This is a genomic window from Kribbella kalugense (genome assembly GCF_004365875.1).
Lineage (GTDB): Bacteria > Actinomycetota > Actinomycetes > Propionibacteriales > Kribbellaceae > Kribbella > Kribbella kalugense.
Genome location: NZ_SODF01000001.1, coordinates 1,086,115 through 1,111,429 on the forward strand (window position 1 = coordinate 1,086,115; position 25,315 = coordinate 1,111,429).

General features: G+C 68.6%; 27 protein-coding genes and 1 riboswitch. Of the genes, 18 read left to right on the plus strand and 9 right to left on the minus strand.

Features of this window, described 5'->3' with window-relative positions; all coding sequences use genetic code 11:
- Positions 1-22: 22 nt before the first annotated feature.
- Genes EV650_RS05005 through EV650_RS05020 form a run of 4 tightly spaced genes read right to left on the minus strand, consistent with a single transcriptional unit; the run spans position 23 to position 5,032 of the window.
- Positions 23-781 carry an IclR family transcriptional regulator gene (locus EV650_RS05005; RefSeq protein ID WP_134115798.1) on the minus strand — a complete coding sequence of 253 codons (759 nt, stop codon included), beginning with the start codon at positions 779-781 and terminating at the stop codon, positions 23-25.
- A 35-nt stretch (positions 782-816) separates the two neighbouring features.
- On the minus strand, positions 817-3,339 hold the full coding sequence (locus EV650_RS05010) for an ABC transporter permease (protein WP_134115800.1): 2,523 nt from the start codon (positions 3,337-3,339) through the stop codon (positions 817-819).
- Positions 3,339-4,091: an ABC transporter ATP-binding protein gene (locus tag EV650_RS05015; RefSeq protein ID WP_134115802.1), complete on the minus strand. Its 753-nt coding sequence runs from the start codon at positions 4,089-4,091 to the stop codon at positions 3,339-3,341. Before EV650_RS05015 ends, EV650_RS05010 begins: the two co-directional genes overlap by 1 nt.
- 50 nt (positions 4,092-4,141) lie before the next feature.
- Positions 4,142-5,032 carry a RecB family exonuclease gene (locus tag EV650_RS05020; protein ID WP_134115804.1) on the minus strand — a complete coding sequence of 297 codons (891 nt, stop codon included), beginning with the start codon at positions 5,030-5,032 and terminating at the stop codon, positions 4,142-4,144.
- 129 nt (positions 5,033-5,161) lie between these two features.
- Between EV650_RS05020 and EV650_RS05025 the strand changes: the two genes are divergently transcribed.
- The 5 genes from EV650_RS05025 to EV650_RS05045 all read left to right on the plus strand — a co-directional run bounded on the left by EV650_RS05025 (position 5,162) and on the right by EV650_RS05045 (position 9,984).
- The gene (locus EV650_RS05025; protein ID WP_238174021.1) at positions 5,162-6,316 is read left to right on the plus strand and encodes a M50 family metallopeptidase; all 1,155 of its coding nucleotides are present in this window, start codon (positions 5,162-5,164) and stop codon (positions 6,314-6,316) included.
- Between the two features lie 40 nt (positions 6,317-6,356).
- Positions 6,357-7,361 (plus strand): tRNA (adenine-N1)-methyltransferase, encoded by a 1,005-nt coding sequence (locus tag EV650_RS05030; protein ID WP_134115806.1) that lies wholly within the window; start codon positions 6,357-6,359, stop codon positions 7,359-7,361.
- A 69-nt stretch (positions 7,362-7,430) separates the two neighbouring features.
- Positions 7,431-9,176: a proteasome ATPase gene (gene arc, locus EV650_RS05035; protein ID WP_134115808.1), complete on the plus strand. Its 1,746-nt coding sequence runs from the start codon at positions 7,431-7,433 to the stop codon at positions 9,174-9,176.
- A 250-nt stretch (positions 9,177-9,426) separates the two neighbouring features.
- Entirely contained in the window at positions 9,427-9,573 is a 147-nt protein-coding gene (locus EV650_RS05040) for a polysaccharide lyase family protein (protein ID WP_202874401.1), read from the plus strand.
- Positions 9,574-9,654: 81 nt separating this feature from the next.
- Positions 9,655-9,984: a hypothetical protein gene (locus tag EV650_RS05045; RefSeq protein ID WP_134115810.1), complete on the plus strand. Its 330-nt coding sequence runs from the start codon at positions 9,655-9,657 to the stop codon at positions 9,982-9,984.
- A 6-nt stretch (positions 9,985-9,990) separates the two neighbouring features.
- On the opposite strand, the gene EV650_RS05050 is transcribed toward EV650_RS05045, so the two are convergent.
- From EV650_RS05050 to EV650_RS05065, 4 genes are all read right to left on the minus strand, one after another.
- Complete coding sequence (locus EV650_RS05050; RefSeq protein ID WP_134115812.1) at positions 9,991-10,782, minus strand: hypothetical protein; 792 nt, start codon at positions 10,780-10,782, stop codon at positions 9,991-9,993.
- On the minus strand, positions 10,779-11,393 hold the full coding sequence (locus EV650_RS05055; RefSeq protein ID WP_238174022.1) for an RNA polymerase sigma factor: 615 nt from the start codon (positions 11,391-11,393) through the stop codon (positions 10,779-10,781). Before EV650_RS05055 ends, EV650_RS05050 begins: the two co-directional genes overlap by 4 nt.
- A 72-nt stretch (positions 11,394-11,465) precedes the next feature.
- Positions 11,466-12,206 (minus strand): phosphotransferase, encoded by a 741-nt coding sequence (locus EV650_RS05060; RefSeq protein WP_166678033.1) that lies wholly within the window; start codon positions 12,204-12,206, stop codon positions 11,466-11,468.
- Positions 12,203-12,697, minus strand: a complete 495-nt coding sequence (locus EV650_RS05065; protein WP_134115818.1) for an NUDIX hydrolase — start codon at positions 12,695-12,697, stop codon at positions 12,203-12,205. Before EV650_RS05065 ends, EV650_RS05060 begins: the two co-directional genes overlap by 4 nt.
- Positions 12,698-12,770: 73 nt before the next feature.
- Between EV650_RS05065 and dop the strand changes: the two genes are divergently transcribed.
- The 8 genes from dop (at position 12,771) to EV650_RS05105 (ending at position 20,084) form a co-directional block, all read left to right on the plus strand.
- Complete coding sequence (gene dop / locus EV650_RS05070) at positions 12,771-14,291, plus strand: depupylase/deamidase Dop (protein WP_134115820.1); 1,521 nt, start codon at positions 12,771-12,773, stop codon at positions 14,289-14,291.
- Positions 14,292-14,361: 70 nt separating this feature from the next.
- On the plus strand, positions 14,362-14,571 hold the full coding sequence (locus EV650_RS05075) for a ubiquitin-like protein Pup (protein ID WP_130448384.1): 210 nt from the start codon (positions 14,362-14,364) through the stop codon (positions 14,569-14,571).
- An 8-nt stretch (positions 14,572-14,579) separates the two neighbouring features.
- The gene (gene prcB / locus EV650_RS05080; protein WP_134115822.1) at positions 14,580-15,422 is read left to right on the plus strand and encodes a proteasome subunit beta; all 843 of its coding nucleotides are present in this window, start codon (positions 14,580-14,582) and stop codon (positions 15,420-15,422) included.
- 39 nt (positions 15,423-15,461) lie between these two features.
- Positions 15,462-16,307 carry a proteasome subunit alpha gene (gene prcA / locus EV650_RS05085; protein ID WP_134115824.1) on the plus strand — a complete coding sequence of 282 codons (846 nt, stop codon included), beginning with the start codon at positions 15,462-15,464 and terminating at the stop codon, positions 16,305-16,307.
- A complete protein-coding gene (locus tag EV650_RS05090) occupies positions 16,304-16,912 on the plus strand; it encodes an NUDIX hydrolase (protein WP_134115826.1) in 609 nt (202 codons plus the stop codon). Before prcA ends, EV650_RS05090 begins: the two co-directional genes overlap by 4 nt.
- A 21-nt stretch (positions 16,913-16,933) precedes the next feature.
- The gene (locus EV650_RS05095; protein ID WP_134115828.1) at positions 16,934-17,356 is read left to right on the plus strand and encodes a nitroreductase family deazaflavin-dependent oxidoreductase; all 423 of its coding nucleotides are present in this window, start codon (positions 16,934-16,936) and stop codon (positions 17,354-17,356) included.
- Between the two features lie 33 nt (positions 17,357-17,389).
- The gene (locus tag EV650_RS05100; RefSeq protein ID WP_238174023.1) at positions 17,390-19,138 is read left to right on the plus strand and encodes a glycoside hydrolase family 84 protein; all 1,749 of its coding nucleotides are present in this window, start codon (positions 17,390-17,392) and stop codon (positions 19,136-19,138) included.
- Positions 19,138-19,222, plus strand: a riboswitch (ZMP/ZTP riboswitch). It overlaps the preceding gene by 1 nt.
- Before the next feature lie 19 nt (positions 19,223-19,241).
- Positions 19,242-20,084, plus strand: coding sequence for a bifunctional 5,10-methylenetetrahydrofolate dehydrogenase/5,10-methenyltetrahydrofolate cyclohydrolase (locus EV650_RS05105; protein ID WP_134115832.1), 843 nt, complete (start codon positions 19,242-19,244; stop codon positions 20,082-20,084).
- Here the strand turns inward: EV650_RS05105 and EV650_RS05110 are convergent.
- The gene (locus EV650_RS05110) at positions 20,081-20,911 is read right to left on the minus strand and encodes a phytanoyl-CoA dioxygenase family protein (protein ID WP_134115834.1); all 831 of its coding nucleotides are present in this window, start codon (positions 20,909-20,911) and stop codon (positions 20,081-20,083) included. The genes EV650_RS05105 and EV650_RS05110 overlap by 4 nt on opposite strands.
- 130 nt (positions 20,912-21,041) lie before the next feature.
- On the opposite strand from EV650_RS05110, the gene aroH reads away from it, so the two are divergent.
- Genes aroH through der form a run of 5 tightly spaced genes read left to right on the plus strand, consistent with a single transcriptional unit; the run spans position 21,042 to position 25,281 of the window.
- Positions 21,042-21,410 carry a chorismate mutase gene (gene aroH / locus EV650_RS05115; protein WP_134115836.1) on the plus strand — a complete coding sequence of 123 codons (369 nt, stop codon included), beginning with the start codon at positions 21,042-21,044 and terminating at the stop codon, positions 21,408-21,410.
- Positions 21,407-22,471 carry a prephenate dehydrogenase gene (locus EV650_RS05120; RefSeq protein ID WP_134115838.1) on the plus strand — a complete coding sequence of 355 codons (1,065 nt, stop codon included), beginning with the start codon at positions 21,407-21,409 and terminating at the stop codon, positions 22,469-22,471. The genes aroH and EV650_RS05120 overlap by 4 nt, the downstream gene beginning before the upstream one ends.
- A 32-nt stretch (positions 22,472-22,503) precedes the next feature.
- Entirely contained in the window at positions 22,504-23,184 is a 681-nt protein-coding gene (gene cmk / locus EV650_RS05125; protein WP_134115840.1) for a (d)CMP kinase, read from the plus strand.
- Positions 23,181-23,921, plus strand: a complete 741-nt coding sequence (locus tag EV650_RS05130; protein ID WP_134115842.1) for a lysophospholipid acyltransferase family protein — start codon at positions 23,181-23,183, stop codon at positions 23,919-23,921. The genes cmk and EV650_RS05130 overlap by 4 nt, the downstream gene beginning before the upstream one ends.
- Positions 23,914-25,281: a ribosome biogenesis GTPase Der gene (gene der / locus EV650_RS05135; protein WP_134115844.1), complete on the plus strand. Its 1,368-nt coding sequence runs from the start codon at positions 23,914-23,916 to the stop codon at positions 25,279-25,281. Before EV650_RS05130 ends, der begins: the two co-directional genes overlap by 8 nt.
- The last annotated feature ends 34 nt before the right edge of the window (positions 25,282-25,315 follow it).

The window sequence follows — 25,315 nt, forward strand, 5'->3', positions numbered from 1 at the left end:
CCCCCATCCACTGGCTTGACTCTCACGCGTCCTCCCGGAGGTCGCGGGCGATGGCTTCGGCGGTGGCTCGGACCATCGTGACCAGGTCGGTGCGGTGGCGGAGGCGGCTGTCGCAGATGCGTTCGATCCGGCCGGCCAGGCCGACCGCTCCGACGACCAGGCCGCCGAGTCCGCGGATCGGCGCCGCGATACCGGCCAGCTCCACCGTGTGCTCCTCGAACTCGCCGGCCCAGCCGCGGGCGCGGACCGCCGCGAGTTCATCGGCCAGCCCGGCCGGGTCGATGATCGTCCGGGTCGTGTACGCCTCCAGCTTCCGCGGCCGGGAGGCCCCGCTGGTGTCGTACGCCAGCACGGCTTTGCCGAGCGCGGTCGCATGCGGCGGAAGCGTCGTACCGACGTCGAGGTCCTGGTCGCTGTCGTCGGGCCGGAATACGTGGTGCACGACCACGACCTTGCCCTCGACCAGGCGGCCGACGCGCACCACCTCGCCGCTGCGGGAGGCGAGCGAGTCGGCCCAGTTGATCGCGCGGCTGCGGAGCTCGTTCGGATCGAGGTAGCTCTCGCCGAGCCGGCCGAACGCGTCGCTCAGGTGGTAGTGAGCGCCGCTGTGGTCCTGCTCGACGAAGCCGACCTGATGCAACGTGCGGAGGATCCCGTGCACAGTCGTCTTGGCCAGCCCGAGCGCGTTGCCGAGATCGGCCACGCCGAGACCGTTGGGCGCGGCGGCGAGCAGTCGCAGCACAGCCGCGGCCCGCTCGATCGACTGCACAGTGCCCGGCACATCCGCAGGCTACCCGCGAAATCTGGGGCCGTCTGCTACTCGGACGCGATGGCGCGAAGGACATCCAGGCGGGCTGCACGGCGTGATGGCCAGACCGCAGCGAGTACGGCGAACAGGGCCGCGGCAGCGACCGCGATGACCAGTTGCAGCACCGGGATATCCCGTACGGCGAGCCCGTCGTCGACCATCGACGACTGGACCGAAGCCGCGAACACGACCCCGATCACGACGCCGAGCAGTGCACCCAGCAAGGTGATCGCGATCGACTCGACCCGGAGCATCCGGTTCAGCTGCGGCCGGTCCATCCCGATCGCCCGCAGCAGGCCGATCTCGCGGGTCCGCTCGACGACACCGAGCGCGAGCGTGTTCACGATGCCGAGCAGCGCGATCAGGATCGCCAGCGCGAGCAGGAACCCGAGTGCGGCCAGTACGCCGTTCACCGGTTCGCGGGCGGTCGCGGCGTACGCCTGCTGGTCGCGGACCTCGATCGACGGGTAGTCCTTCTTCAGCTGGTCGAGGATCCCGGTCCGGACCTCGGCAACCTGATTGCCCTGGGCAACCTCGACGTACAGCAGGTTGTCGGTGACCGGGCCGCCGATCTTCTGGTACGCCGGGAGGGAGAGGAGGACCGCGTTCAGCTGGCGGTTCGGGGCCAGGATGCCACCGACGGTGAGCCGGTGTTTGCCGGTCGTGGTTGCCAGGTCGAAGGTCTTGCCGACGGTCAGGCCGAGCGTGGTCGCCAGGTTCCGGGGGAGGACGGCCTGGCCGGAGCCGAGGACGGCCGCGGAGCCGGCGTCGAACGTCGTGGTGACCGGACCGTCCAGGGTGCCGTCGCTGACACCGCTGACCCGGACGCTGACCTTGCCGACCTGACCGGACTCCTGCCGGACCCGGTGCACGGACTGCACACCGGGGACCTGCGCTGTCCGGTCGCCGATCTGGGTGCTGAAGGTCGGCGTGCCGCCGGAGGTGATCAGGATCGAGGAGGTGCCGAGCGCGTCGGCGATGCTCTGGTTGATCGAGGCCTTGGCCGAGGCGGCGATCACCATCAGGCCGCAGATCAGCGAGACAGAGATCATCAGCGCCGACGCGGTGGCAGAGGTACGGCGCGGGTTGCGCTCGGCGTTCCGGCGGCCGAGGGTGACCGGGGCCTTGCGGCCGAACGGGTACATCAGCGCGCGGACGACGTACCGGCTGAGCAGCGGGCTGAGCATCACGATGGCGATCACGCCGGTCCCGGCGCCGAGCGTGATCAGGACCACGCCCGGGGTGCCACCGGCGTTGAGGCCGACGGCGTACAGGAGCACTGCCATCAGCAGCACGAAGCCGCCGATCGAGATCCGGGCGAGCAGCGAGCGTTCCGGGACGGTCACGTCGTCGCGCATCGCGGCGATCGGCGGGAGTTTGCCGGCCCGGCGGGCGGCGGGCGCCGCGGCGGCCACCGTGACACCGATCCCGATGACGTAGCAGACGATGATCGTGGCCGGGCTGACCTGCAGCGACGCGGTCGGGATGCGCAGGTCGAGGAGCTGGTAGGTGAACCGGATTCCGACCGCGACGCCGATGCCGATCAGCAGGCCGAGGGTGGAGCCGAGGATGCCGATGACGACGCTCTCGGCGACGACCGTGCCGGTGACCTGACCGCGGGACGCGCCGATCGCCCGGAGCATCGCGAGCTCGCGGGACCGTTGCGCGACCACCATCGCGAACGTGTTCACGATCAGGAACGTGCCGACGAAGAGGGCGAGACAGGCGAACACGACCAGGACAGTGCTGAAACCGCCGAACGTGCTGTCGAGAGAGTGCTCGCCGTCGGCCGTGACCTGCTGCGCAGTCCGGACCTTGACGCTGTCGCCGATGGTCGTGGCGATCGCCTTGCTGACCGCGTCCGCGTCGGAGCCCGGCTGGACCGCGACGCTGACCGACGTCCAGCCTGCTTGGCCGAGCAGCAGGTACTGCGCGGTGGCGCCGTCGAAACTGACCAGCGGCGCACCGGCGGCGGCGCCGGCCGCAACCGGGGTAGTGGTCGCGGTCAGCGTCGCGGTGACGGCCTGAGTCGGCGTGACGATCCTGACCTGGTCACCGATGGCGTAGCCCGCGCGACTGGCGGTCGAATCGTCGAGGGCGAGCTCGTTGCGCCCCGACGGCGGCGTGCCATCGACCAGCTTGAACGGCGCCACCCGGGCGTCGCGCGGCCACGAGGCCCCGAAGCTGGTGAGTCCGTAGTTCTCCAGCGGTTTGCCGTCCGGGGTGAGGATCTCGACGTCGCTGACCAGGAGCTGCGAGGCGGCGCTCGCGACCCCGGGGATGGCGGCGATGCGGTCGGCGAGGCCGGCCTGGAACGTCGGTGGACGGTCGGTGCCGGTCTCGATCGGGGACGACGGGGTGACAGTGATGTCCGCCGTACTCACGGCGTAGTTCTTCTTCAGGGCGTGGGAGAGGGTGTCGGTGAAGACCATCGCGCCACCGGCGAACGCGACGCCCAGCGTCACCGCAACCGTGCACAGTACGAACCGGAGCCGGTGCGCGAGGACCGACCGGAGGCCGAGCTTGAACATCAGTGTTGCTCAGCCGGCGCGGAGTCGAGCTTCTTCATCGTGTCGAGCACCGATTCGGCGGTCGGGTCGATCAGCTCGGACTGCAGCGTGCCGTCGGCGAGGAACAGGACTCGGTCGGAGTACGACGCGGCGCTCGGGTCGTGCGTGACCATCACGACGGTCTGGCCGAAGTCGCGGACGGAGCGGTGCAAGAAGTCGAGGACGTCCGCGGACGAGCGGGAGTCGAGGTTGCCGGTCGGCTCGTCGGCGAACACCACGTCCGGGCGGGACACCAGCGCACGTGCACAGGCGACACGCTGCTGCTGACCGCCGGACAGCTCGGACGGCTTGTGGCTCAGCCGGTCGGTCAGACCGATCGTGTCGATCACCGTGGTCAGCCAGTCCTGGTCGGGTTTGCGGCCGGCCAGGTCGAGCGGGAGCGTGATGTTCTCCAGCGCGGTCAGGGTCGGGACCAGGTTGAACGCCTGGAACACGAACCCGATCCGGTCCCGGCGCAGGTGGGTGAGCTGCTTCTCCGGCACCTTGGTCAGGTCGACGTCACCGAGGAAGACGCTCCCGTCCGACGGCTTGTCCAGCCCCGCGAGGCAATGCAGCAGGGTCGACTTCCCGGACCCGGACGGCCCCATGATCGCGGTGAACCGGCCCTTGCCGAAGTCCGCGCTCACGTCGGCCAGCGCATTCACCTGCGTCTGCCCGCCGCCGTACCGCTTCCACACTCCGACCGCCCGTACCGCCGCATCAGCCACGCCCATGCGACGAACCGTATCGACCGAGGGTTCCTCGGCAGGGTGGAGGTGGGGGATCAGCCGTCGACTGTGATCAGGTCTATGCCTGCCGACTCGGCGGCTACCTCTTCGACCGAGCGGGTCGGAAGGGGTGGCGGCGTGCCGCCCCAGGCGGGGCAGATGGCCTTGTGGTCGCACCAGTCGCAGAGCGGTCCGGGGCTGGGTCGCCAGTCGCCGGAGTCGAGGGCGCGGGTGATGGCGATCCAGAGTGCGGACACCTTGCGTTCGCAGGCGCGGAGGTCGGCCTCGTCGGGGATGTAGCGGACGATCTCGCCGTTGCCCAGATAGACCAGCTGCAGCATGGCCGGGACGACTCCGCGCAGCTTCCACAGCACGAGTGCGTAGAACTTCGTCTGGAAGAGTGCCTTGGCTTCGAAGAACTCCGACGGCGATCGACCGGTCTTGTAGTCGACCACCCGGATCTCCCCGGTCGGTGCGACATCGAGCCGGTCGACGTACCCCCGCAGTACCAGACCTGAGTCCAGGGCGGTCTCGACGTACAGCTCCCGCTCGGCGGGATCCAGCGCGTTCGGGTCCTCGAGGGTGAAGTACTTGCCGAGCAGGCCGTGCGCCTCGGCCAGCCACTTCGCCAGCTCCTCGCCGCTCGCGTCCTCCGCGAACAGCTCGGCGACCTCGGGCTCCTCCTCGAGCACGCGCTGCCACTGCGGCTCGAGCATCTCGGCGGCCTGCTCCAGCGTGCGTTGCCCGCGCGGCAGGTCGAACAGCCGCTCGAGCACTGCGTGCACCACGGTCCCGCGCACCGCCGCGGCCGACGGCTTCTCCGGCAGCCGGTCCACCACCCGGAACCGGTACTTCAGCGGGCAGCTCATGAAGTCCGCGGCCCGGGACGGCGACAACGCTCCCCGCGGATGTTCATGCCGATCGACTTCAGCTGCTGCGACGCTCATACCTTGAACCCTAGGCACAACCACCGACAGTTCGCGCGCACCCCACCCCGGCCTGTGGAAAACCGGCGCCAGGAATCTTGCGGTGGGTGTGTAGCACGGAGTTACCTCGGGCCAAGTAGGTTTGGGTTGATGCCAGACTCGCGTGATCCCCAGAACCCCGCCCAGCCGGCCGGCCAACCGCCGCCCGGGACCTGGGTGCTCGGTCGCATCCGCGGGATCCGGCTGACCATGCGGTTCACCTGGCTGCCGGTGGCGATGCTGCTGGCGTTCGGGTTCGCCGCGATCATCGGGCAGCAGTTCCCGGAGCTGGGCGGCTGGCGCTACGTCGCCGCGTTCGCTTTCGTGGTCGCGTTCACGCTGTCGATCCTGGTTCACGAGCTGGCCCATGCCTTGATGGCGATGCGGTTCGGCATCGGCGTCTCGGAGATCAACCTCGGCTTCTTCGCCGCAGGCACGCACATCGAGGGCGAGCGGAAGTCACCGCTCGAGGAGTTCGCGGTCTCGGTGGTCGGCCCGGTCGCCTCGCTGATCGTCGGCGCGGTCGCGTACCTCGGGTCCCGCGCGATCGACGACGGCGTCGGGTACGTCGCTCTGTGGGAGCTGGGCGTTGCAAACCTGATCGTCGGCGTCACCAACCTGCTGCCCGGCCTGCCGCTGGACGGCGGGTGGGTGCTGCGGGCAATCGTCTGGAAGTTCACCGGCAACATGCACACCGGCACGGTCGTCGCGGCGTGGGCCGGCCGGGTGCTCGCGATCTCGGTGCTGGCCTTGCCGATGCTGCTCGAACAGTTCTGGAACCGGCAGCCCTCGGTCATCGACTTCATCATCGCCCTGCTGGTCGGCTTCTTCCTCTGGTCCGGCTCGACCGCATCGCTGATGCAGGCCCGGCTCCGGCGCAAGCTGCCGGCACTCCAGGTCCGTACGCTGGCCCGCCGCGCCGTCGCCGTACATTCCGGTACGCCGATCTCCGAAGCGGTCCGGCTGGCCGGACAGTCGCAGGCCGGCGCGGTCGTGGTGATCGACGGCGAGGGCAAGCCGCACGCCCTGGTGTCGGAGACCGCGGTGGCCGCCGTCGCCCCGAACCAGCGCCCGTGGACCACGGTGAGCGAGGTCTCCACCGCCATCGGCGCGGGCCACATCATCGGCGTCAACGACACCGGCGAGGAGATCCTCGCCACACTCCGTGAGCACCCCGCCTCGGAGTACCTGGTCCTCGACGCGAACGGCGCGGTGTACGGCGTCCTCGCGACCGCCGACGTGGAACGCGCGTTCCGTTCCCGCTGATTACTCGGTTGTGATGACCGAAAGTTAAGGTGAGCGCCTTATGGCTGACTTGCGCGACTTTCCCGACCAGGCGTACTCCGGGGTGCACCACGGCCCGTTGCAGGAGGGCGAGTGGATCACCCTGCAGGACTCGAAGGGCCGCCGGCACTCGGTCAACCTGGAGCGCGGGAAGATCTTCCACACCACCAAGGGCGGGATCGAGCACGACCAGCTGATCGACGGCCCGGATGCGGTGGTGATCCGGTCCAAGGGCGGCGTCGAGTACCTGGCGCTGCGGCCGCTGATGGCCGACTACTCGGTGTCGATGCCGCGTGGTGCTGCGGTGATCTATCCGAAGGACACCGCGCAGATCGTCACGATGGCGGATATTTTTCCGGGCGCCAAAGTGGTCGAGGCGGGTGCCGGTTCCGGCGCGCTGACCACGGCCCTGTTGCGGGCGGTCGGGATCAACGGACAGGTCATCTCGTTCGAGCGCCGCGAGGACTTCGCGGAGGTCGCGCGGAAGAACGTGACCGGCTTCTTCGGCGCCGAACATCCGGCCTGGCGACTCGAGGTCGGCGACCTGGTGGAGAAGCTGAACGAGCAGGACGTGGACCGCGTCGTACTCGACATGCTGGCGCCGTGGGAGTGCGTTGACGTGGCCGCTGAGGCCCTTTCACCCGGCGGCGTGCTCTGTGCCTACGTGGCCACCACGACGCAGCTGAGCCGCTTTGTGGAGACGCTGAGGGCACACGGCGAGTTCACTGAGCCGCGCGCGTGGGAGTCGCTCGTGCGAGACTGGCATGTAGAGGGTCTGGCAGTTCGGCCGGGCCACCGGATGCAAGGACACACGGCGTTCCTGGTCACCGCGCGGCGCATGGCGCATGGTGTGCAGGCGCCCCGGAAGAAGCGCCGCCCGGCACCGGGCGCGTACGGCGACGACTACGCCGGCCCGCGTCGGGCCGAGCCATCTACCGAACGTTCGGTCGAACCATCTGCTGAACCATCCGTGCAATCATCCGGCGACATGCCGACGGCAACGGGGCCATCCGCAACCGACACGTGATGGGATTCAGCTTGCCCGTCGAGGTTTTCTGGGTAAGGTCCATAGGGTCGAGCCCCACATGGTGAGGTGATGATCGTGGCTGGAGACGAGAGTCCTACCGCGGCAGAACTGCGTAACCAGGTCCGGTACCTGGAGGCCGAAGTCGCGGCGTTGCGACGTCGGCTGCTCGAGCACCCGGCAGACAGCCGGTCGCTCGAGAGCAGACTGTCCGAAACCCAGGCCTCCTTGGCGAGTGTCACCGCTCAGAACGAGCGGCTGGCCGACACGCTGCGCGAGGCGCGAGAGAAGATCATCGCCCTGAAGGAGGAAGTCGACCGGCTGGCGCAACCGCCGTCCGGGTTCGGCACCTTCCTCGGACGGAACGAAGACGACACGCTGGACGTGTTCACCGGTGGCCGAAAGCTCCGGGTCGCGGCCAGTCCGTCGATCGACCTGGACGGGCTCCGGCTCGGCCAGGAACTGATGCTGAACGAAGCACTCAACGTGGTCGAGGCCTGCGACTTCGAGGTCGTCGGCGACGTGGTGATGCTGAAGGAGCTGCTCGCCGACGGCGAGCGGGCGCTGGTGATCGCGCAGGCGGACGAGGAGCGGGTGGTGCGACTCGCCTCCCCGCTGCTCGACATCGCGCTGCGCACCGGCGACTCGCTGCTGCTGGAGCCCCGCTCCGGCTATGTGTACGAGAAGATCCCGAAGTCCGAGGTCGAGGAGCTGGTCCTCGAAGAGGTGCCGGACATCGACTACACCCAGATCGGTGGCCTGGCCGGCCAGATCGAGGCGATCCGGGATGCGGTCGAGCTGCCGTACCTGCACAAGGACCTGTTCCTGGAGCACGAGCTCAAGCCGCCGAAGGGCGTGCTGCTCTACGGCCCGCCCGGCTGCGGCAAGACGCTGATCGCGAAAGCGGTGGCGAACTCGCTGGCCAAGAAGGTCGCCGAGCGGACCGGGGTGGCGGAGCAGAAGTCGTTCTTCCTGAACATCAAGGGTCCCGAGCTGCTGAACAAGTACGTCGGTGAGACCGAGCGGCACATCCGCCTGGTCTTCCAGCGGGCCCGGGAGAAGGCCTCCGAGGGCATGCCGGTGATCGTGTTCTTCGACGAGATGGACTCGCTGTTCCGCACCCGCGGATCCGGTGTCTCCTCCGACGTCGAGAACACCATCGTCCCGCAGCTGCTGAGTGAGATCGACGGTGTCGAGGGGCTGGAGAACGTCCTCGTCATCGGTGCCTCGAACCGTGAGGACATGATCGACCCGGCGATCCTGCGGCCTGGCCGGCTGGACGTGAAGATCAAGATCGAGCGCCCCGACGCCGAAGCGGCCCGGGACATCTTCTCGAAGTACCTGACACCCAACCTGCCGCTGCACACCGACGACCTCAGCGAGTTCGGCGGCGACCGGCGAGGCTGTGTGGACGGGATGATCCAGCGCACGGTCGAGCGGATGTACACCGAGGCCGACGAGAACCGCTTCCTCGAGGTCACCTACGCCAACGGTGACAAGGAGGTCTTGTACTTCAAGGACTTCAACTCGGGCGCGATGATCCAGAACATCGTCGACCGGGCGAAGAAGATGGCGATCAAGGCATTCCTGGACGAGAACCAGAAGGGCCTGCGAGTGCAGCACCTGCTGCAGGCCTGCGTGGACGAGTTCAAGGAGAACGAGGACCTGCCGAACACCACCAACCCGGACGACTGGGCCCGCATCTCCGGCAAGAAGGGCGAGCGGATCGTCTACATCCGCACCCTCATCTCCGGCAAACAAGGCACCGAGCCCGGCCGCTCCATCGACACGGCCACGAACACGGGTCAGTACCTGTAACACCGCAGTACCTGAGACCGCCCCTGGACAGTGTCCGGGGGCGGTCTGCTGTGTGGTGGCAGGAACGTGCAACTTGGCTCGGCTCGGTGTGGCCTCTGGCGAGGATGAGGCATCCGAGCAACCCGTACTTCGTGGTGAACGGCAACAGCGTGCAGTTCCGGGCGCCGGTGAACCGGCTCCGGTACGCACACATTGGTCGTGATCCACGAGAGCGACGACGACGTGACCGTGGTGCGACTCGTCTCCGTCGGTGATGTACAACGGCGTACTCCAGACCACCTTGTCGAAGTCGTTCGACGGCGCGTACTTCAAGGCCAACTGCGACAAGTCGTCGCCGTGCAGCAGCTCGAACTACGGCGAGGTCCGGATCTACGCCTTGAAGGTCCAGCACAGCTGACCAGGGGGTAGGTCTAACCCCCGGTGTAATCGGGGGGTTTCCCCGATTGGTACGGCGTCGTGGTGGTCGTAGCTTGCTGTTATGGCGACGGATGAAGTGCGGAAGGACCTGCGGGCCGCGGTGGCGGCCCGCCAGGAGCTGGGACCGGAGTACGAGGCCGAGATCATCGAAGGCTTCCTGGAGAAGCTCGACGCGCAGCGTCGGGCCACTGCTCTGCCCGAGCCGGCCCCGCCGCCGCACCCGAGCCGCGAACAGGACCCGGGCGGGCTGGCGCTGGCGATCATCTCGGTCGTCGTCGCCATCCCGATCACCGCGATCTCCGCCGCGATGATCGGGCCGTTCGGCGTCCTGCTCGGCTGGCTGGGCCTGGTCATGATCAACGTCGCCCGAGCCGCCGGCCGCCGCCGCTGACGCGCGCTACTTCGGCTCGATCGGGAGCAACCGACCCTGGGCGTCGTACGCCCGCACCTCCTGGCGCACGGTGCTGAGACTCACGGCCACATTCACCCGGTTGTCCGCGTAGGCGTAGCCGCTGTCGACGTAGCCCTGCTGCCAGGGACTCGTGGTGCCCTTCCAGACCAGGCGCGACTCGACCCGGGCGACCTCCGGACGGGCTCGGTAGAGCTTCCACATCCGGGACGCCGGCTTCGGCGCCGATAGCGAGGAACTGCCGGAGGTCAGGCCGGCGAGGCCTTCGTTCTGCGTCGGGAGCGTGACCCACCGGGGCGACGGATATTTCTCCCACCCGCCGGCTCCGGAGGGGGCGAGACAGGTGGCGAGGCCAGAGGCTCCGGACCCCTTGAGGATCATCAGGACATCGGTATTCCTGGGATTCGCGCCCGGCACCCGCCGCGCCCAGATAATCGTCAGCGGCCGGTCGAGCCTCGTGTGCCCGCCGCGCTCGCAGGCCTTCGCGAAGGCGGCGGCCGCCTCGGCGTCGGGCACGACCTCGAGACCGGTTCGGGGAGCGGTTGGGGTTGCTGCCGTCGCAGGCCCGGCGCCATCGGGGGCGGTGGGTGGCCGGTTGGTGATGACGAGGCTGCCGGCCACAACGGCGGCGACGGCGCCGACACCGATCGCCGGAGCGATCCAGCGCCGGGCCGGGGGATGACCCGCGGGACGCGACTTGTCCATCACTTGCTTGCGTAGCTGGGCGCGCCGTGCCGGATCCAACGGGGGGACGGGAGGCGGGTCGAGTCGGAGGTTCATGACAGCTCCTCGGTGAGGTCGACCCGGGTCAGCAGGTCGGGGAAGCGACGACGGGTGCGGTGCAGGCGGGCCTTGACGGTTCCGACCGGTACGCCGAGGGCGTCCGCGGCCTCGGTCGTGGTGAGGCCGGCCCAGACGACGAGCTCGAGAGTCTCGCGTTCGTGCCGGGGGAGTTTGGCGACAGCGCGGCGAATCGCCGACATCTGTCGCTCGTCGTCCAGCCGGCGGTCGATGTCGGGGGCGTGATCGCGGTCCGGCGCCGGGTCGGGCAGGCGGGCCACCAGGTTGCGCAGCCGGTTCGCCGTCCGGAACAGGGTCCGGCACTCGTTGGCGGCGACCATCAGCAGCCAGCCGCGAGCACTCGGCCCGGTCAGCGGACCCGGTGGGTTCCGCTGGAATCGCCGCCAGGTGTTGAGAAATGTCGCTTGGACGACGTCGTCGGCGGTACTCCAGGACGCGGTACGCCGGAATGCGAAAGCCCGCACCTCGTCCGCGTAGCGGTCGAACAACTCGCCCAATGCGAAGTGGTCGCCGATCCGCAACCGCTCCCAGAGGTCCGGGTCGGAGCCCGGTTCGAGATCGCTCGGTGATCCCGCAGATCCCGTAGCCATGGCCGGCTCCGTATCGTCAGTCAGGATGATGTTCACATCGGGTAATGACCGGCCAGTCACCCGATGGTTGCATCAGAGCGCTGTCAGAATCTCGGGCAGCCCGGTCCGGACATCAGCAGGCCGGTCCAGCAGCAGACCACGATGTACGCCGTACCAGGGGGAGAGCCGCGCCCAGTCGTGGGAGCGTGCGACCAGGTCAGGGGTGGGCTCGTACGCCGCGATGACTCCGGCTCGCACCGCATCGGGTGCGCCGTTCAGGGGCCAGCAGAGGTCCAGGGCGGGGTCGCCGATCACCGCGTCGGTCCAGTCGATGATCCCGGTGATCCGGCCGTCGGTCATGAGGATGTGGTCCGGACCTAGGTCGCAATGGACCAGCGTGGTCCGGATGTTGGCGACGCGGTCGAGTAGCTCATGTGCGGCGGTCTGAACGTCGCTGGGCAGCAGGGGCACGATTTGCGTCCGGAATTCGGCCAGTTCCACGGTCTTGGCCGCAGTCGCAGTCTCCGCGTCCAGAGCGCCATGTGCGACCGCGTCCACCGGATCTACGGCGTGCAGTGCTTTGAGGAAGGCGCCCAGCTCGCGGCCAGTCGCCGCACCGCCGTCTTCCAGGGGTGTGCCGGGCAGCAGCAGGTGACGTACGCCGTCATCCGTCAGCTCGGGTACCGGCACCGGTAGCGGCAGCTGTGGGGCCAGCCAGGGGAGGAGAGTGGCTTCGGCGAGCAGCCGCGGACGGACCTCGGGACGGCGGGGAGAGCGGTGGATCCACGGGCCGTCGATCCACGCGTGGCTGTCCCAGCCCTCGACGAGGATCACACCAGGCTCCGGACGTACGGACCGAGCAACCCCACCGTGTCCGGCATGAACGACCACTCGTCGAACTTGGCCACGAGGTCGGCGGGGGACATCCACGCGCCCCACTCGACCTCTTCCGGCTGGTGCCGCACAGGGCCGTCCCAGACGCAGCTGTACAGGTAGGCGTGGTACCGCGTGTGGTCGTCGGCGTAGTCGCCCTCCGGCAGCCGGGTCAGCTCGACCCCGGAGATCCCGAGCTCCTCGTCCAGCTCCCGTACGACGGCGTGGAACGGCTCCTCGCCGGCCGCGACGACCCCACCCGCGGCGAAGTCGTACCGGCCCGGGTAGACGTCCTTTGTCGGCGTACGGCGGTGCACGTAGATGTCGCCGATCGGATTCCGGACGAGTACGCCGGTGGCGGAGTGTCGCAGGTTGTCGCGGCGCATGACCGATCGTGGCGCGGATCCGGTGACATGGTTGTCTTCGTCCAGGATCGCCACCATTTCGTCCATCCGCGCAGTCTCACATGTAACCCTGTGGACACAGCAACACCTTTAGTCGGCCTTACCGCGTAGGCTCTTTCGCATGAGTGTTCGGCGGATCATGGGTACCGAGACCGAGTTCGGGATCTCGGTGCCGGGCCAGCCCGGGGCCAACCCGATGCTGACCTCGAGCCAGGTGGTGAACGGCTACGCGCAGACGCAGCCGCTCGCGCGCAAGACCCGATGGGACTTCGACGAGGAGCACCCGCTGCGGGACGCGCGAGGATTCGACCTGAGCCGGGAAGTGGCGGACTCCAGCCAGCTGACCGACGAGGAGACCGGCCTGGCGAACGTGATCCTCACCAACGGCGCCCGGCTGTACGTCGACCATGCGCATCCGGAGTACTCGGCGCCCGAGACCACGAATCCGCGGGACGCGGTGGTGTGGGACAAGGCCGGCGAGCTGGTGATCATGGAGGGCGCGCGCCAGGCCCGGCTGATCCCGGGTGCCCCCCAGCTGAACCTGTACAAGAACAACACCGACAACAAGGGCGCGTCCTACGGCTCGCATGAGAACTATCTGATGCGACGGTCGACGCCGTTCGCGTCGATCGTGCGGCACCTGACGCCGTTCTTCGTGAGCCGTCAGGTGGTCACCGGCGCAGGCAGGGTCGGCATCGGCCAGGACGGCGCGGCGCACGGGTTCCAGGTCAGTCAGCGGGCCGACTACTTCGAGGTCGAGGTCGGCCTGGAGACCACGCTGAAGCGGCCGATCATCAACACCCGTGACGAGCCCCATGCGAACCCGGACCGCTACCGCCGGCTGCACGTCATCATCGGCGACGCGAACCTGTCCGAGATCTCGACGTACCTGAAGGTCGGGACGGCGTCGCTGGTGCTGGCGATGATCGAGGACGGCTGGCTCACCGACGACCTCAGCGTCGACCGCCCGGTGACCGCGCTGCACGAGGTCAGCCACGACCCGTCCTGCACGCATCTGATCACGCTGAAGGACGGCCGGAAGATCACCGCCGTCCAGCTGCAGACGGAGTACCTGGAGCAGGCCCGCAAGTACGTCGAGGACAAGTACGGCGACGACGCGGACCGGCAGACCAAGGACGTGCTGCACCGGTGGGAGCAGATCCTCGATCAGCTCGCGATCGACCCGATGAAACTCTCCGACCAGCTGGACTGGGTCGCGAAGTACAAGCTGCTCCAGCAGTACCGCGACCGCGACGGCCTCGAGTGGGACGACCCGAAGCTGCACCTGATCGACCTGCAGTACGCCGACCTCCGTCCGGACAAGGGTTTGTATTACAGGTTGGTGAAGTCCGGCCGGATGCAGCGGGTGGTCAGCGACGAGGAGATCCGGATGGCGGTCTCGCATCCGCCGGTCGACACCCGGGCCTACTTCCGCGGCCGCTGCATGCAGCAGTACGCCCCGCAGGTCGCGGCCGCCTCCTGGGACTCGGTGATCTTCGATCTGCCCGGGAAAGAATCGCTTCAGCGGATCCCGACTTTGGACCCGTTGCGGGGCACAAAGGCCCATGTCGGGGCACTTCTTGACCAGTGCGACACCGCGAGTGACCTGGTTCGCACCATTACTGGGGGCGCCGCCGGGTAGGGTCGCTAGTACAGCAACGAGAGAGTCGGTTGGGCGTCTCTTTCACTGCGGTTCTAGGAGGTGTGTGGCCATGGCGAAAGACGGCGGTCAGCAGCACAAGCAGCCGAAGCGTTCGTCGACCGAGGAAGAGGTCGAGCAGGTCGAGGCGTCGGAGGATGTCCAGGAGCGTAAGGAACGGCTCGACGAGGACGTCGACTCGATCCTGGACGAGATCGACGAGGTTCTCGAGGAGAACGCCGAGGAGTTCGTCCGCGGATTCGTGCAAAAGGGTGGGGAGTGAACCGCTCGATGACTTTCGATGCCTCCGGCCGGTTGCCGGAAGCCTTCATGACCCCAGGCGGCTCGTCGTTCATGGACTTCCTGGCCGGGTACGCGCCTGACCTGTTGCCGGGACGACGCAGCCTGGGGTCGGCCGACTTCTCCGACCAGGTCCCGCACGGTACGACGATCGTCGCCGCCACCTTCCCCGGTGGCGTGGTGATGGCCGGCGACCGGCGGGCCACGATGGGCAACATCATCGCCCAGCGTGACATCGAGAAGGTGTTCCCGGCCGACGAGTACTCCGCGGTCGCGTTCGCCGGCACGGCCGGTTTCGGGATCGAGATGGTCCGGCTGTTCCAGGTCGAGCTGGAGCACTACGAGAAGCTCGAGGGCGCGACCCTCAGCCTGGACGGCAAGGCCAACCGGCTGAGTGCGCTGATCCGGGGCAACCTCTCGATGGCGCTGCAGGGCCTGACCGTGGTGCCGCTGTTCGCGGGCTACGACCCCGACATCAAGGGTGGCCGGATCTTCTCCTACGACCCGACCGGCGGGCGCTACGAGGAGCACCACTTCCACAGCGTCGGCTCGGGTTCGGTGTTCGCCCGGGGCGCGCTGAAGAAGCTCTACCGCGAGGACAGTTCGGTGACGGACTGCATCACGGCGGTGATCCAGTCCCTGATCGACGCCGCCGACGACGACTCGGCGACCGGCGGTCCGGACATGCTGCGACGGATCTTCCCGGTGGTCGGTGTGGTCACCGCGGACGGTTACCGGCGGCTGCCGGAGGACGAGGTCGCAGCCATCGTCGACGCGGCCTGGGCCGAGCGGCACAACCGTCCCGACGGCCCGGCCGCGGCGTCCCTCACCTGACCACCCGCCCGATCGACTGATTAGAGGACGACACCTTCGATGAGCGTTCCGTTCTACGTCTCGCCCGAGCAGCTGATGCGGGACCGGGCCGACTTCGCCCGGAAGGGCATCGCCAAGGGCCGCAGCGCGATCGCGCTGCAATATGCCGACGGCATCCTGTTCGTCGCGGAGAACCGCTCGCCCGCGCTGCACAAGGTGGCCGAGATCTACGACCGGATGGCGTTCGCCGCCGTCGGCCGGTACAACGAGTTCGAGAACCTGCGGATCGCCGGCGTGCGGCTGGCCGACATGCGCGGGTACTCCTACGACCGGCGTGACGTGACGGGCCGCGCGCTGGCCAACGCGTACGCGCAGACCCTCGGCGCGATCTTCTCCTCCGGCGGCGAGAAGCCGCTCGAGGTCGAGATCCTCGTCGCCGAGGTCGGTCTGAGCACGGCCGAGGACCAGATCTACCGGCTCACCTACGACGGCTCGATCGCGGACGTCCGCGGGTACGCCGTGATGGGCGGGCCGGCCGACCAGGTCGCGGAGTACGTCGGTGAGCACTTCCAGGAGGGCATCTCACTGGCCGGTGCGCTCCGGCTCGCGGTGGATGCGCTCGCGCATGACGGTTCCGAGGTACGGCAGTTGACCCCGGACCAGCTCGAGGTCGCGGTCCTGGACCGGACCCGGTCGCAGGTGCGCAAGTTCAAGCGGATCTCCGAGGAGACGCTGGCGCGCATCCTGTCCGAGTCCCGCCCGGACACGACCGAATCCACCGACGGGGATGCGAAGTCGGAGGCCGCGGAGTCCACGGGGTCTGCTGACGACACTGCCGGTGCCTCGACGAAGGACGACGTACCGATCGCGCCGCCGGAGGATCCCGACGACAACAGTCCGCTGTGACGGACCAGCACGAGACCTCAGCCGCCACCGAGAACGTGGCGGCTGAGTCGTCTCGGCCCGCAGATCCGGCGCCGTGGGAGCTGCTCGAGGAGGAGCCGGGGTTCAAGCGGTTCCTGACCGTGCGGCTGCGCCGGTACCGGATGCCCGACGGCCGTGAGGTCGACTGGGACGTGTACGGGCCCGAGGCCGGCATCACCTCCGGCATCACGGTGCTGCCGTTGACGCCGGAGGGGCGGATCGTGACGATCCGGATGTTCCGCGCCGGCCCCGACACCGTGGTCACGAACCTTCCCGGTGGGCTGATCGAGCCGGGGGAGGAGGTCTCGCTCGCCGGTGCACGTGAGCTCGAAGAGGAGACCGGCTACACCTGCGAGACGCTCGACGTCGTCGGTTGGCAGTGGTCCGGTGCCTCCTCGACCTTCCGCAAGTACGTCGGGATCGCCCGCGGCTGCCGCCCGGACGGGAAGCAGCAGCTGGACGAGGCCGAGGACTGCGTCCCGGTCGAGCTGTCCGTGGACGCGTTCCGTGCCGAGCTGCGCACGCCGGGTGCGATGACCGGAATTGATGCCGCCTATCTCGCGTTGGACCACGCAGGCTTGCTCTAGTAAATCTGCGGAGGAATCGATATGAGCGACTGGAACGCGAACGTCATCACCCAGTTCCGGGAGAACGAAGGCAGGGTCGGCGGCAACTTCGAGGGCGCGCCGATGGTGCTGCTGCACCACGTCGGCCGTCGGAGCGGGCAGGAGTTCATCGCCCCGACTATGTACCTGGCCGACGAGACGGACCCGTCCGTCATCTACGTGTTCGCCAGCAAGGGCGGCGCTCCCACCAACCCGGATTGGTACCGCAACCTGACCGCCGCCGGTGAAGGCGTCGTCGAGGTCGGCACTGAGACGTACAAGGTGACTGTGGAGGACGTGACCGGCGTCGAGCGCGACCGCATCTACGCCGAGCAGGCGAAGCGGTACCCGGGCTTCGCCGAGTACGAGGTCCGCACCGCCGGCATTCGCACGATCCCGGTCCTCAAGCTCACCCGGGTGTCTTGACGAGCAGGTCTGCGCACTGAGTGGATGGGTCTCGTGACCCCAGAGCCTCAGCAGAGCAGCAGCCGTCCGGACGGATTCGACCTCGGTGACACGGTCGGCCTGGTCCACGGCCCGACCACCGATCCCGACGCCGGCCGGATCGTCCGCGACACCCTGACCCGGGCCGGCGTCAGCACGATCGTGGACGGCGAGGCGGACGTGACCGTCCACCTCGGCGGCACCGGTCTCGACGTCGAGTCGGCGGCGGGTCTGCCGGCGGAGGGGTACGTCGTTGCCGTCGGCGCCGGTCAGATCGTGCTGGACGGTGTCGATGCCCGCGGCACGTATTACGCCGCGCTGACCTTGTCACAGCTTGTCCAGGGCAACCACGTGGACGGTGTCGAGATCCGCGACTGGCCGACGCTGCGGTACCGAGGCTCGATTGAGGGCTTCTACGGCACCCCGTGGTCGCACGCGGACCGGCTCGACCACCTGGACTACCTCGGCGCGCACAAGCTGAACACGTACCAGTACGCGCCGAAGGACGACGTCTACCACCGTGAGCGGTGGCGCGACCCGTACCCGGCCGACAAGCTGGCCGAGCTCGGCGAGCTGATCGAGCGGGCCCAGCGCAACAAGGTCGACTTCACCTTCGCGCTCTCACCCGGCCTGTCGATCAGCTACACCTCGGACGACGACTACCAGGCGCTGATCGCCAAGTTCGAGGCGTTGTACGCGCTCGGCGTACGGGTGTTCAACGTGCCGCTCGACGACATCGAGTACGAGAAGTGGCACTCCGACGAGGACGCTGCGAAGTACGGCTCAGGTGGTGGCGCGGCCGGCGCGGCGCAGGCCGACCTGTGCAACCGGATCCAGCGGGAGTGGATCGCGAGCAAGCCGGACCTCGCGCCGCTGCAGATGGTCCCGACCGAGTACTACGACGTGCACGAGACGCCGTACAAGCAGGCGCTGCGTGAGCAGCTCGATCCGGCCGTGATCGTGCACTGGACCGGTACTGCGGTCGTTCCGGAGAAGATCACGAGCGCACAAGCGGCCGAGGCCAAGGCGGTCTTCGGGCACGACATCCTGATCTGGGACAACTATCCGGTCAACGACTACGCGCACGGGCGGATCCTGCTCGCGGCGTACACCGGTCGCGAGCCCGGGCTGGCCGAGCACGTGGTCGGCGTGATCTCGAACCCGATGAACCAGGCCGCGGCCAGCAAGCTCGCGCTGTATTCGTTCGCCGAGTTCGGCTGGAGGCCCGCGACGTACGACGCGGAGGCGTCCTGGCATCGTGCGATCGCCGAGCGGGCCGGGGGAGACGCGGACACGATCGCGGCGCTGGAGGTGTTCGCGGACCTCACGACGTACGACGGGAAGCTGCACCTGACCAATGCGCCGGTGTTGGCGTCGAAGCTGGCTGCCTTCCGGGCGACCTGGGACGGCGGCAACCTGGCCGGCGCGATCGCCGACCTCGAGCCGCACCTCGAGGCGATCGAGAACGCCTCCGCCCAGATCCGAAGCGGCGTGGTGGATCCTGCCTTCGAGGCCGAGACCGACGCCTGGCTGGACGCGTCGTTCTACTGGGGCGGCGCGCTGCGTCAGGCGCTACGCGTGTTCGAGGCGCAGGCGGAGGGCAACGCCTCGGACGTCGCGACCGCCCGCGACGAGATCCAGCACCTGATCACGCAGGCCGACGAGATCCGCGACGTCCGCCTCCCGCACAGCCAGGTCCCGCTCAAGATCGGCGACGGGGTGGTCGACACGTTCGTCGCCGAGGCGACCGGGTCGGTATCCTGACGGTGGACCGCAACTGGCGCTGAGGTGGACGACCACCGGGGAACGGTCTGCCATCCGGCTTCGCCGCGCGCCTGGGCACCTTCAACTGTTGAGGAGTGCGCAGATGACTGCTGACTTGATGATCGGGACCGACCTCGCGGCCGAGATGGTGGCCAAGGCGGCCGAACGGGCCAAGGCCCTGCAGGAGAAGTACGGCGTACAGCCGTGCCTGGCGACCGTGCTGGTCGGGGACGATCCCGCGTCGGCGACGTATGTGCGGATGAAGCAGAACCGGTCGAAGAAGGCCGGGATCGGCTCGCGCAGTGTGGTCATGCCGGCCGAGACCACGACCGACGAACTGGTCGCGGAGATCCGGAAGCTGTCCGAGGACCCGGAGGTGCACGGGATCCTGCTGCAGCACCCGGTGCCGGCCCAGATCGACGAGCGGGCCGCCTTCGAGGCGATCGACCCGGGCAAGGACGTCGACGGGGTCACGATGCTGTCGTTCGCGGCGATGGCCTTCGGCGACCCGGGGTTCCGGTCGGCGACTCCCGGCGGGATCATGCGGCTGCTCGAGGCGTACGACGTACCGCTCGAAGGAGCGCATGCGGTCGTCATCGGCCGCAGCCCGATCCTCGGCAAGCCGGCCGGGATGTTGCTACTGGCATCGAATGCGACCGTCACCTACGCCCACTCGCGAACGCGGGACCTGCCGGAGCTGGTGCGTACGGCGGATGTCGTGATCGCCGCGGTCGGCAAGGCGAACTTCGTCCGCGGCGACTGGCTGAAGCCGGGCGCGGTCGTGGTCGACGCCGGCTACAACGAGGGCAACGTCGGCGACGTGCACTTCGAGGAGGCGTCCCAGGTCGCCCGCCTGATCACGCCGGTCCCGGGCGGCGTCGGCCCGATGACGATCGCCCTCCTGCTCGAGCAGACCGTCGACGCAGCCGAGGCACAGCTGGGTTAGCGGTCGCACCCGCCGTCCTTGTCGGGCCGCGAGTGCGGCCGGGCCCGATCCTCGATGCCCTTGTAGGCGTAGGGATCGGTCCCGGCGACCATCACGATGTCGCGGTAGTCGTGCTTGCCGACGTGAACGCCGGCCGGCACGGACTGCCAGGGGAGCAGCGACTCCGCGCTCATGTAGTGGTTCGCGAGGGCGCGGCGTAGTCCGCGCCGACCCGTGTTCGGCAGTGACCGGTGCAGCAGGTACCCGTTGAAGATCACGGCCGAGCCCGCCGGTACTTCGACCGGTACGGCGTCGTCGTCGGAGTACGGGAAGTCGAACGCCTCGACCGTGCAGTCGAAGCGGAGGTCGTCCTGCTCCCGGTCCGGATAGAGCACACCGCGGCGGTGGGAGCCGGGTAAGACCCACAGGCAGCCGTTCTCCACGGTGGCGTCGTCGAGCGCGATCCAGACCGCGGTCAGCGAGCGATCCCTGGTCGGGATGAAGAACTCGTCCTGGTGCCACGCCTGGCCCGGCTTGCCCTCGGGCTTGATGAACAGCATCGACTGCATCGCCTTGACGTTCGGCCCGATCACCGCGGTCAGCGTCTCGACCACTCGCGGCGCATGCAGCGCAGCCAAGGCTGCTGCGGATGCCTTGTGCGGATGGTGAATGCACAGATGCTTGCGCAGTACATCCTCGGCGGGCTCGCTTGCCGGAGCCTGTCCGATGTCGCGGCACAGCTGCTCGGCCGCGGCGTGGAGCTCGCTGACCTCATCGGGCGACACGGCCTCGTCGAGGACGACGAAGCCGTTCTGGCGGTAGGACTCGACCAACTCGTCGGAATGCATGTCGTTTACCTTCCCAGAACGGGCAGGGTCGACCCCTGTCGGCTGACGCACGGGCACGATCCGAGACGGCTGTCCAGTCCTTGACTGCTTTGGCCTAGGGTTGGGGGAGACGAATCTAGGAGGCGAGCACGTGGCGGTACGGGCGATCCGGGGTGCCACCCAGCTGGACGTGGACGAGCGCGAGCATCTGCTCGAGCGGTCCGCGGAACTGGTGAAGGCGGTCCTGGAGGCGAACGATCTGGAGAACGAGGATCTGATCAGCATCCTGTTCACCGTCACGTCGGACCTGTGTTCGGAGTTCCCGGCCGTGGCCGGGCGTCAGATCGGGCTGACCGACGTACCGCTGATGTGCATGCAGGAGATCCCGGTCCCGCACGCGCTGCCGCGCGTTGTCCGCCTGATGGTGCACACCGAGACGCCGCGCTCCCGCGACAAGATCCAGCACGTCTACCTCCACGGCGCGGTCGCGCTCCGTCCGGACCTGACTGGCGCCCAGTGAGTGAGCTCCGCGGTCCGGTTCGCATCGTCGGTACTGGATTGATCGGTACGTCGATCGGGCTTGCGCTGGCGCGACTGGGCGTGGTGGTGGAGCTCGTCGACGGCAACCCGGACAACGCGCTGATGGCCGAGCGGATCGGCGCCGGCTCGCGGCTGGTCCAGATCGAGCCTCAGCTGGTCGTGGTCGCCGTACCGCCGGATCATGTCGGCGCTGTCGTCGCGGAGCAGCTCAAGCAGACCGATGCGATCGTCACCGACGCGGCCAGCGTGAAGTCGAAGCCGCTCGCCGACGCGCGGAGCCTGACCGACGACGTGAGCCGGTACGTCGGAAGTCACCCAATGGCAGGCTCCGAGCGGAATGGTCCGCTGGCTGCCCGAGCGGACCTGTTCGACGGCGCGACCTGGGCGATCACCCCGCACGAGACCAGCACTCCCGAGGCCATCGACCTGGTACGCCGGCTTGCCGAGGCGGCCGGTGCTCGCACTGTCGAGCTGTCTGTCGAGGACCACGACCTCGGGGTCGCCCGGGTATCGCACCTCCCGCACCTGATGTCGGCGCTCGCTGCCGGCACGCTGGCCGACGCACCGTCGTCACATCTCCAGCTGTCCGGTCAGGGCGTCCGTGACGTCACCCGGATCGCGGCCGGCGACCCGGCGCTGTGGACGCAGATCGTGTCCGCGAACTCGGGCGCGCTGACCGGCCTGCTGGAACAGATCCGCGGCGAGCTCGACCGGCTGCTCGTTGCCCTGAGCAAGGAGGAGGCGGCCGACGAACTGACCGCGATCCTCGGCCAAGGCGTCTCGGGCGCGGTCCGCGTCCCGGGCAAGCACGGTACGCCGCACATCGACCTGATCACCGTCCTCGTCACGATTCCGGACCGACCCGGTCAGCTGGCGAAACTGTTCGCCGACGCGGCCGAGTCCGGCGCCAACGTCGAGGACCTGCGGATCGACCACAGCCCCGGCCGCCCGGTCGGTGAGGTCGAACTCTCCGTCAAACCGGCCTCCGTCGACCAGTTGGTCGACGTACTGACCGAACGCGGCTGGGTAGTCCACCGGTAGTTCTGTCCCCGTCCGAAGGTAATCTTCGGGGCATGATCATCGCTGTGGACGGCCCGAGCGGCTCCGGTAAATCGAGCACCGCCCGCGGAGTCGCCACCCGGCTCGGACTACGGTTCCTCGACACCGGGGCGACGTACCGCGCGGTGACCTGGTCCGCGGTCGAGCACGGGCTGGATCTGGACGACACCGCGGCGGTCGCGCAGCGGGCCCGGGACCTTCGGCTGGAGGTCAGCACCGACCCGGCCCACCAGTTCGTGATCGCCGATGGGACCGACGTCACGGCCGCGATCCGGGAGCCGCGGATCAGCGAGGTGGTCTCGAAGATCGCCACCAACCTGGACGTCCGCAAAGAGCTGGTCCGGCGGCAGCGCGAGATCATCGACGACGCGCAGCCGACCGGCGGGATCGTGGTCGAGGGCCGCGACATCGCCACCGTGGTCGCGACCGACGCCGAGCTGAAGGTGCTGCTCACCGCCGACCAGGACGCCCGGATGGCGCGGCGCGGCGCCCAGGTCAGCTCGTTGACCGCGGAGCAGTTGCGGGACCAGATCGTCCGGCGCGATGCCGACGACTCGACGGTTTCGGAGTTCCAGGTCGCGTCGGACGGCGCGGTCACCATCGATTCCACGCATCTGACTCTGGAGGAGGTCATCGACGTCATCAGCAAGCTCGCCAAGGAGGCCGAGACGGTCCCCAGGGGCCGCGAGGCATGAGGACCGAGGTGACCTGGCGCAAGGATCTGCACCGGGAGCCGCCCCGCACCGACGACCTGCGGCCGTTGCCGTACCGGCTCGCGCTCCCCATGCGAGGCATCGCCAGGCCGTACTTCTACCGGAAGTACAACCTCACCGTGTACCACCAGGACCGGTTCCCGCTGACCGGCCCGCTGCTGATGGCGCCGAACCACCTGAGCCTGCTGGACGGTCCGCTGCTCGGGGCGATCGCGCCGCGGATGCTGCACCAGCTCGGCAAGATCGAGGTCTTCGGCGGTCTCCAGGGCGCGCTCCTGCGCCGGGTCGGCCAGATTCCGGTCGATCGGTCGACGTACGACGTCATGGCGGTCCGGCAGTCGATCCAGGTGCTGCGGGACGGCCGGGTGCTGAACATCTACCCCGAAGGGACCCGCGGCCCGGGTGATTTCGGCCTGATCCGGGGCGGTGTGGCGTATCTGGCGATGGTGACCGGTGCCCCGATCCTGCCGGTCGCGCTGATGGGGACCAGGCTGCCGGCCGGCGATGTGGAGGGATTCCCGCCGACCGGGAGCCGGATCGACGTGGTGTATGGCGAGCCGTTCTCGGTCGAGCGCGTACCCTTTCCTAGGAGACATTCCGACGTACAGGCGGTCGCCGACCAGATCGGCGACGTGTTGCGCGCCCATGTGAAGGCGGCCGTCGAAGAAACCGGCCACCCTCTTCCGGGCTGGCGAGACCAGAAGGACCTTGATGACTGACCTGCCCACCGATGTACCGACGCACGACCGTGCGGACACCGGGCCGCTGCCCGTCCTCGCGATCGTCGGACGGCCGAACGTGGGCAAGTCCACGCTGGTCAACCGCATCATCGGCCGCCGTGAGGCGGTCGTGGAGGACACCCCGGGTGTGACCCGGGACCGGGTGTCGTACGACGCCAACTGGGCCGGCCGCGAGTTCACCGTCGTGGACACCGGCGGCTGGGACCCGGACGCGGTCGGCATGGCCGCCCTGGTCGCGGCGCAGGCCGAGGTCGCGATCAACCTGGCCGACGCGGTGCTGTTCGTGGTCGACGCTGTGGTCGGCATCACCGACGCCGACGAGGCCGTCGTGCGGGTACTGCGGAAGTCCGGCAAGCCGGTCGTGCTCGCGGCGAACAAGGTCGACGACCAGCGGATCGAGTCCGAGGCGATGAACCTGTGGGGCCTCGGCATCGGCGAGCCGTTCCCGATCTCCGCGATGCACGGCCGCGGTACGGGCGACATGCTGGACGCCATCCTCGCGGCGCTTCCGGAGGCGCCGGCTGAGCGCGACGGCGAGATCGGCGGGCCGCGGCGGGTCGCGATCGTCGGCAAGCCGAACGTCGGCAAGTCCTCGTTGCTGAACAAGGTCGCCAAGGAGGACCGGGTCGTCGTCAGCGACGTCGCCGGCACCACGGTCGACCCGGTCGACGAGCTGATCACCTTGGCAGGCAAGGAGTGGCGGTTCATCGACACCGCCGGCATCCGGCGCAAGGTGAAGAACGTCCAGGGCCACGAGTACTACGCCTCGCTGCGGACCAACGCGGCCATCGATCGGGCCGAGGTCGTCGTGGTCGTGATCGACTCCTCGGAGTCGATGACCGAGCAGGACCTGCGGATCATGAACGCGGTCGAGGAGGCCGGCAAGGCGCTGGTGATCGCGTACAACAAGTGGGACCTGATGGACGACGAGCGGCGCTACTACCTGGAGCGCGAGATCGACCGCGACCTGGTGCAGTTCCGCTGGGCGCCACGGGTGAACATCAGCGCCCTGACCGGCTGGCACATGGACAAGCTGGTGCCCGCCATCGAGGCGGCTCTGGACGGTTGGCAGACCCGCGTCCCGACCGGCCAGCTGAACGCGTTCCTCGGCCGCCTGGTCGCCGCCCACCCGCACCCGGTCCGCTCCGGCAAACAGCCGAAGATCCTGTTCGGCACGCAGGCCACCACGATGCCGCCGACCTTCGCGATCTTCACCTCCGGCCAGATCGAGGCGTCGTACCAGCGCTTCATCGAACGCCGCCTGCGTGAGGACTTCGGCTTCGTCGGCAGCCCCATCCACGTCCAGATCCGGGCCCGTCAGAAGAACAAGAAACGCTGACCGGGTGCTGGTCGGAGCGCTCCCTGGGATGGGG

Excerpts from the sequence above, each read along its gene's own strand:
- EV650_RS05010 (WP_134115800.1), bottom strand. The coding sequence starts at position 3,339 with ATGTTCAAGCTCGGCCTCCGGTCGGTCCTCGCGCACCGGCTCCGGTTC.
- EV650_RS05015 (WP_134115802.1), bottom strand. The coding sequence starts at position 4,091 with ATGGGCGTGGCTGATGCGGCGGTACGGGCGGTCGGAGTGTGGAAGCGG.
- EV650_RS05020 (WP_134115804.1), bottom strand. The coding sequence starts at position 5,032 with ATGAGCGTCGCAGCAGCTGAAGTCGATCGGCATGAACATCCGCGGGGA.
- EV650_RS05025 (WP_238174021.1), top strand. The coding sequence starts at position 5,162 with ATGCCAGACTCGCGTGATCCCCAGAACCCCGCCCAGCCGGCCGGCCAA.
- EV650_RS05030 (WP_134115806.1), top strand. The coding sequence starts at position 6,357 with ATGGCTGACTTGCGCGACTTTCCCGACCAGGCGTACTCCGGGGTGCAC.
- arc (WP_134115808.1), top strand. The coding sequence starts at position 7,431 with ATGATCGTGGCTGGAGACGAGAGTCCTACCGCGGCAGAACTGCGTAAC.
- EV650_RS05045 (WP_134115810.1), top strand. The coding sequence starts at position 9,655 with ATGGCGACGGATGAAGTGCGGAAGGACCTGCGGGCCGCGGTGGCGGCC.
- EV650_RS05050 (WP_134115812.1), bottom strand. The coding sequence starts at position 10,782 with ATGAACCTCCGACTCGACCCGCCTCCCGTCCCCCCGTTGGATCCGGCA.
- EV650_RS05055 (WP_238174022.1), bottom strand. The coding sequence starts at position 11,393 with ATGGCTACGGGATCTGCGGGATCACCGAGCGATCTCGAACCGGGCTCC.
- EV650_RS05065 (WP_134115818.1), bottom strand. The coding sequence starts at position 12,697 with ATGGACGAAATGGTGGCGATCCTGGACGAAGACAACCATGTCACCGGA.
- dop (WP_134115820.1), top strand. The coding sequence starts at position 12,771 with ATGAGTGTTCGGCGGATCATGGGTACCGAGACCGAGTTCGGGATCTCG.
- EV650_RS05075 (WP_130448384.1), top strand. The coding sequence starts at position 14,362 with ATGGCGAAAGACGGCGGTCAGCAGCACAAGCAGCCGAAGCGTTCGTCG.
- prcB (WP_134115822.1), top strand. The coding sequence starts at position 14,580 with ATGACTTTCGATGCCTCCGGCCGGTTGCCGGAAGCCTTCATGACCCCA.
- prcA (WP_134115824.1), top strand. The coding sequence starts at position 15,462 with ATGAGCGTTCCGTTCTACGTCTCGCCCGAGCAGCTGATGCGGGACCGG.
- EV650_RS05095 (WP_134115828.1), top strand. The coding sequence starts at position 16,934 with ATGAGCGACTGGAACGCGAACGTCATCACCCAGTTCCGGGAGAACGAA.
- EV650_RS05105 (WP_134115832.1), top strand. The coding sequence starts at position 19,242 with ATGACTGCTGACTTGATGATCGGGACCGACCTCGCGGCCGAGATGGTG.
- EV650_RS05110 (WP_134115834.1), bottom strand. The coding sequence starts at position 20,911 with ATGCATTCCGACGAGTTGGTCGAGTCCTACCGCCAGAACGGCTTCGTC.
- cmk (WP_134115840.1), top strand. The coding sequence starts at position 22,504 with ATGATCATCGCTGTGGACGGCCCGAGCGGCTCCGGTAAATCGAGCACC.
- EV650_RS05130 (WP_134115842.1), top strand. The coding sequence starts at position 23,181 with ATGAGGACCGAGGTGACCTGGCGCAAGGATCTGCACCGGGAGCCGCCC.
- der (WP_134115844.1), top strand. The coding sequence starts at position 23,914 with ATGACTGACCTGCCCACCGATGTACCGACGCACGACCGTGCGGACACC.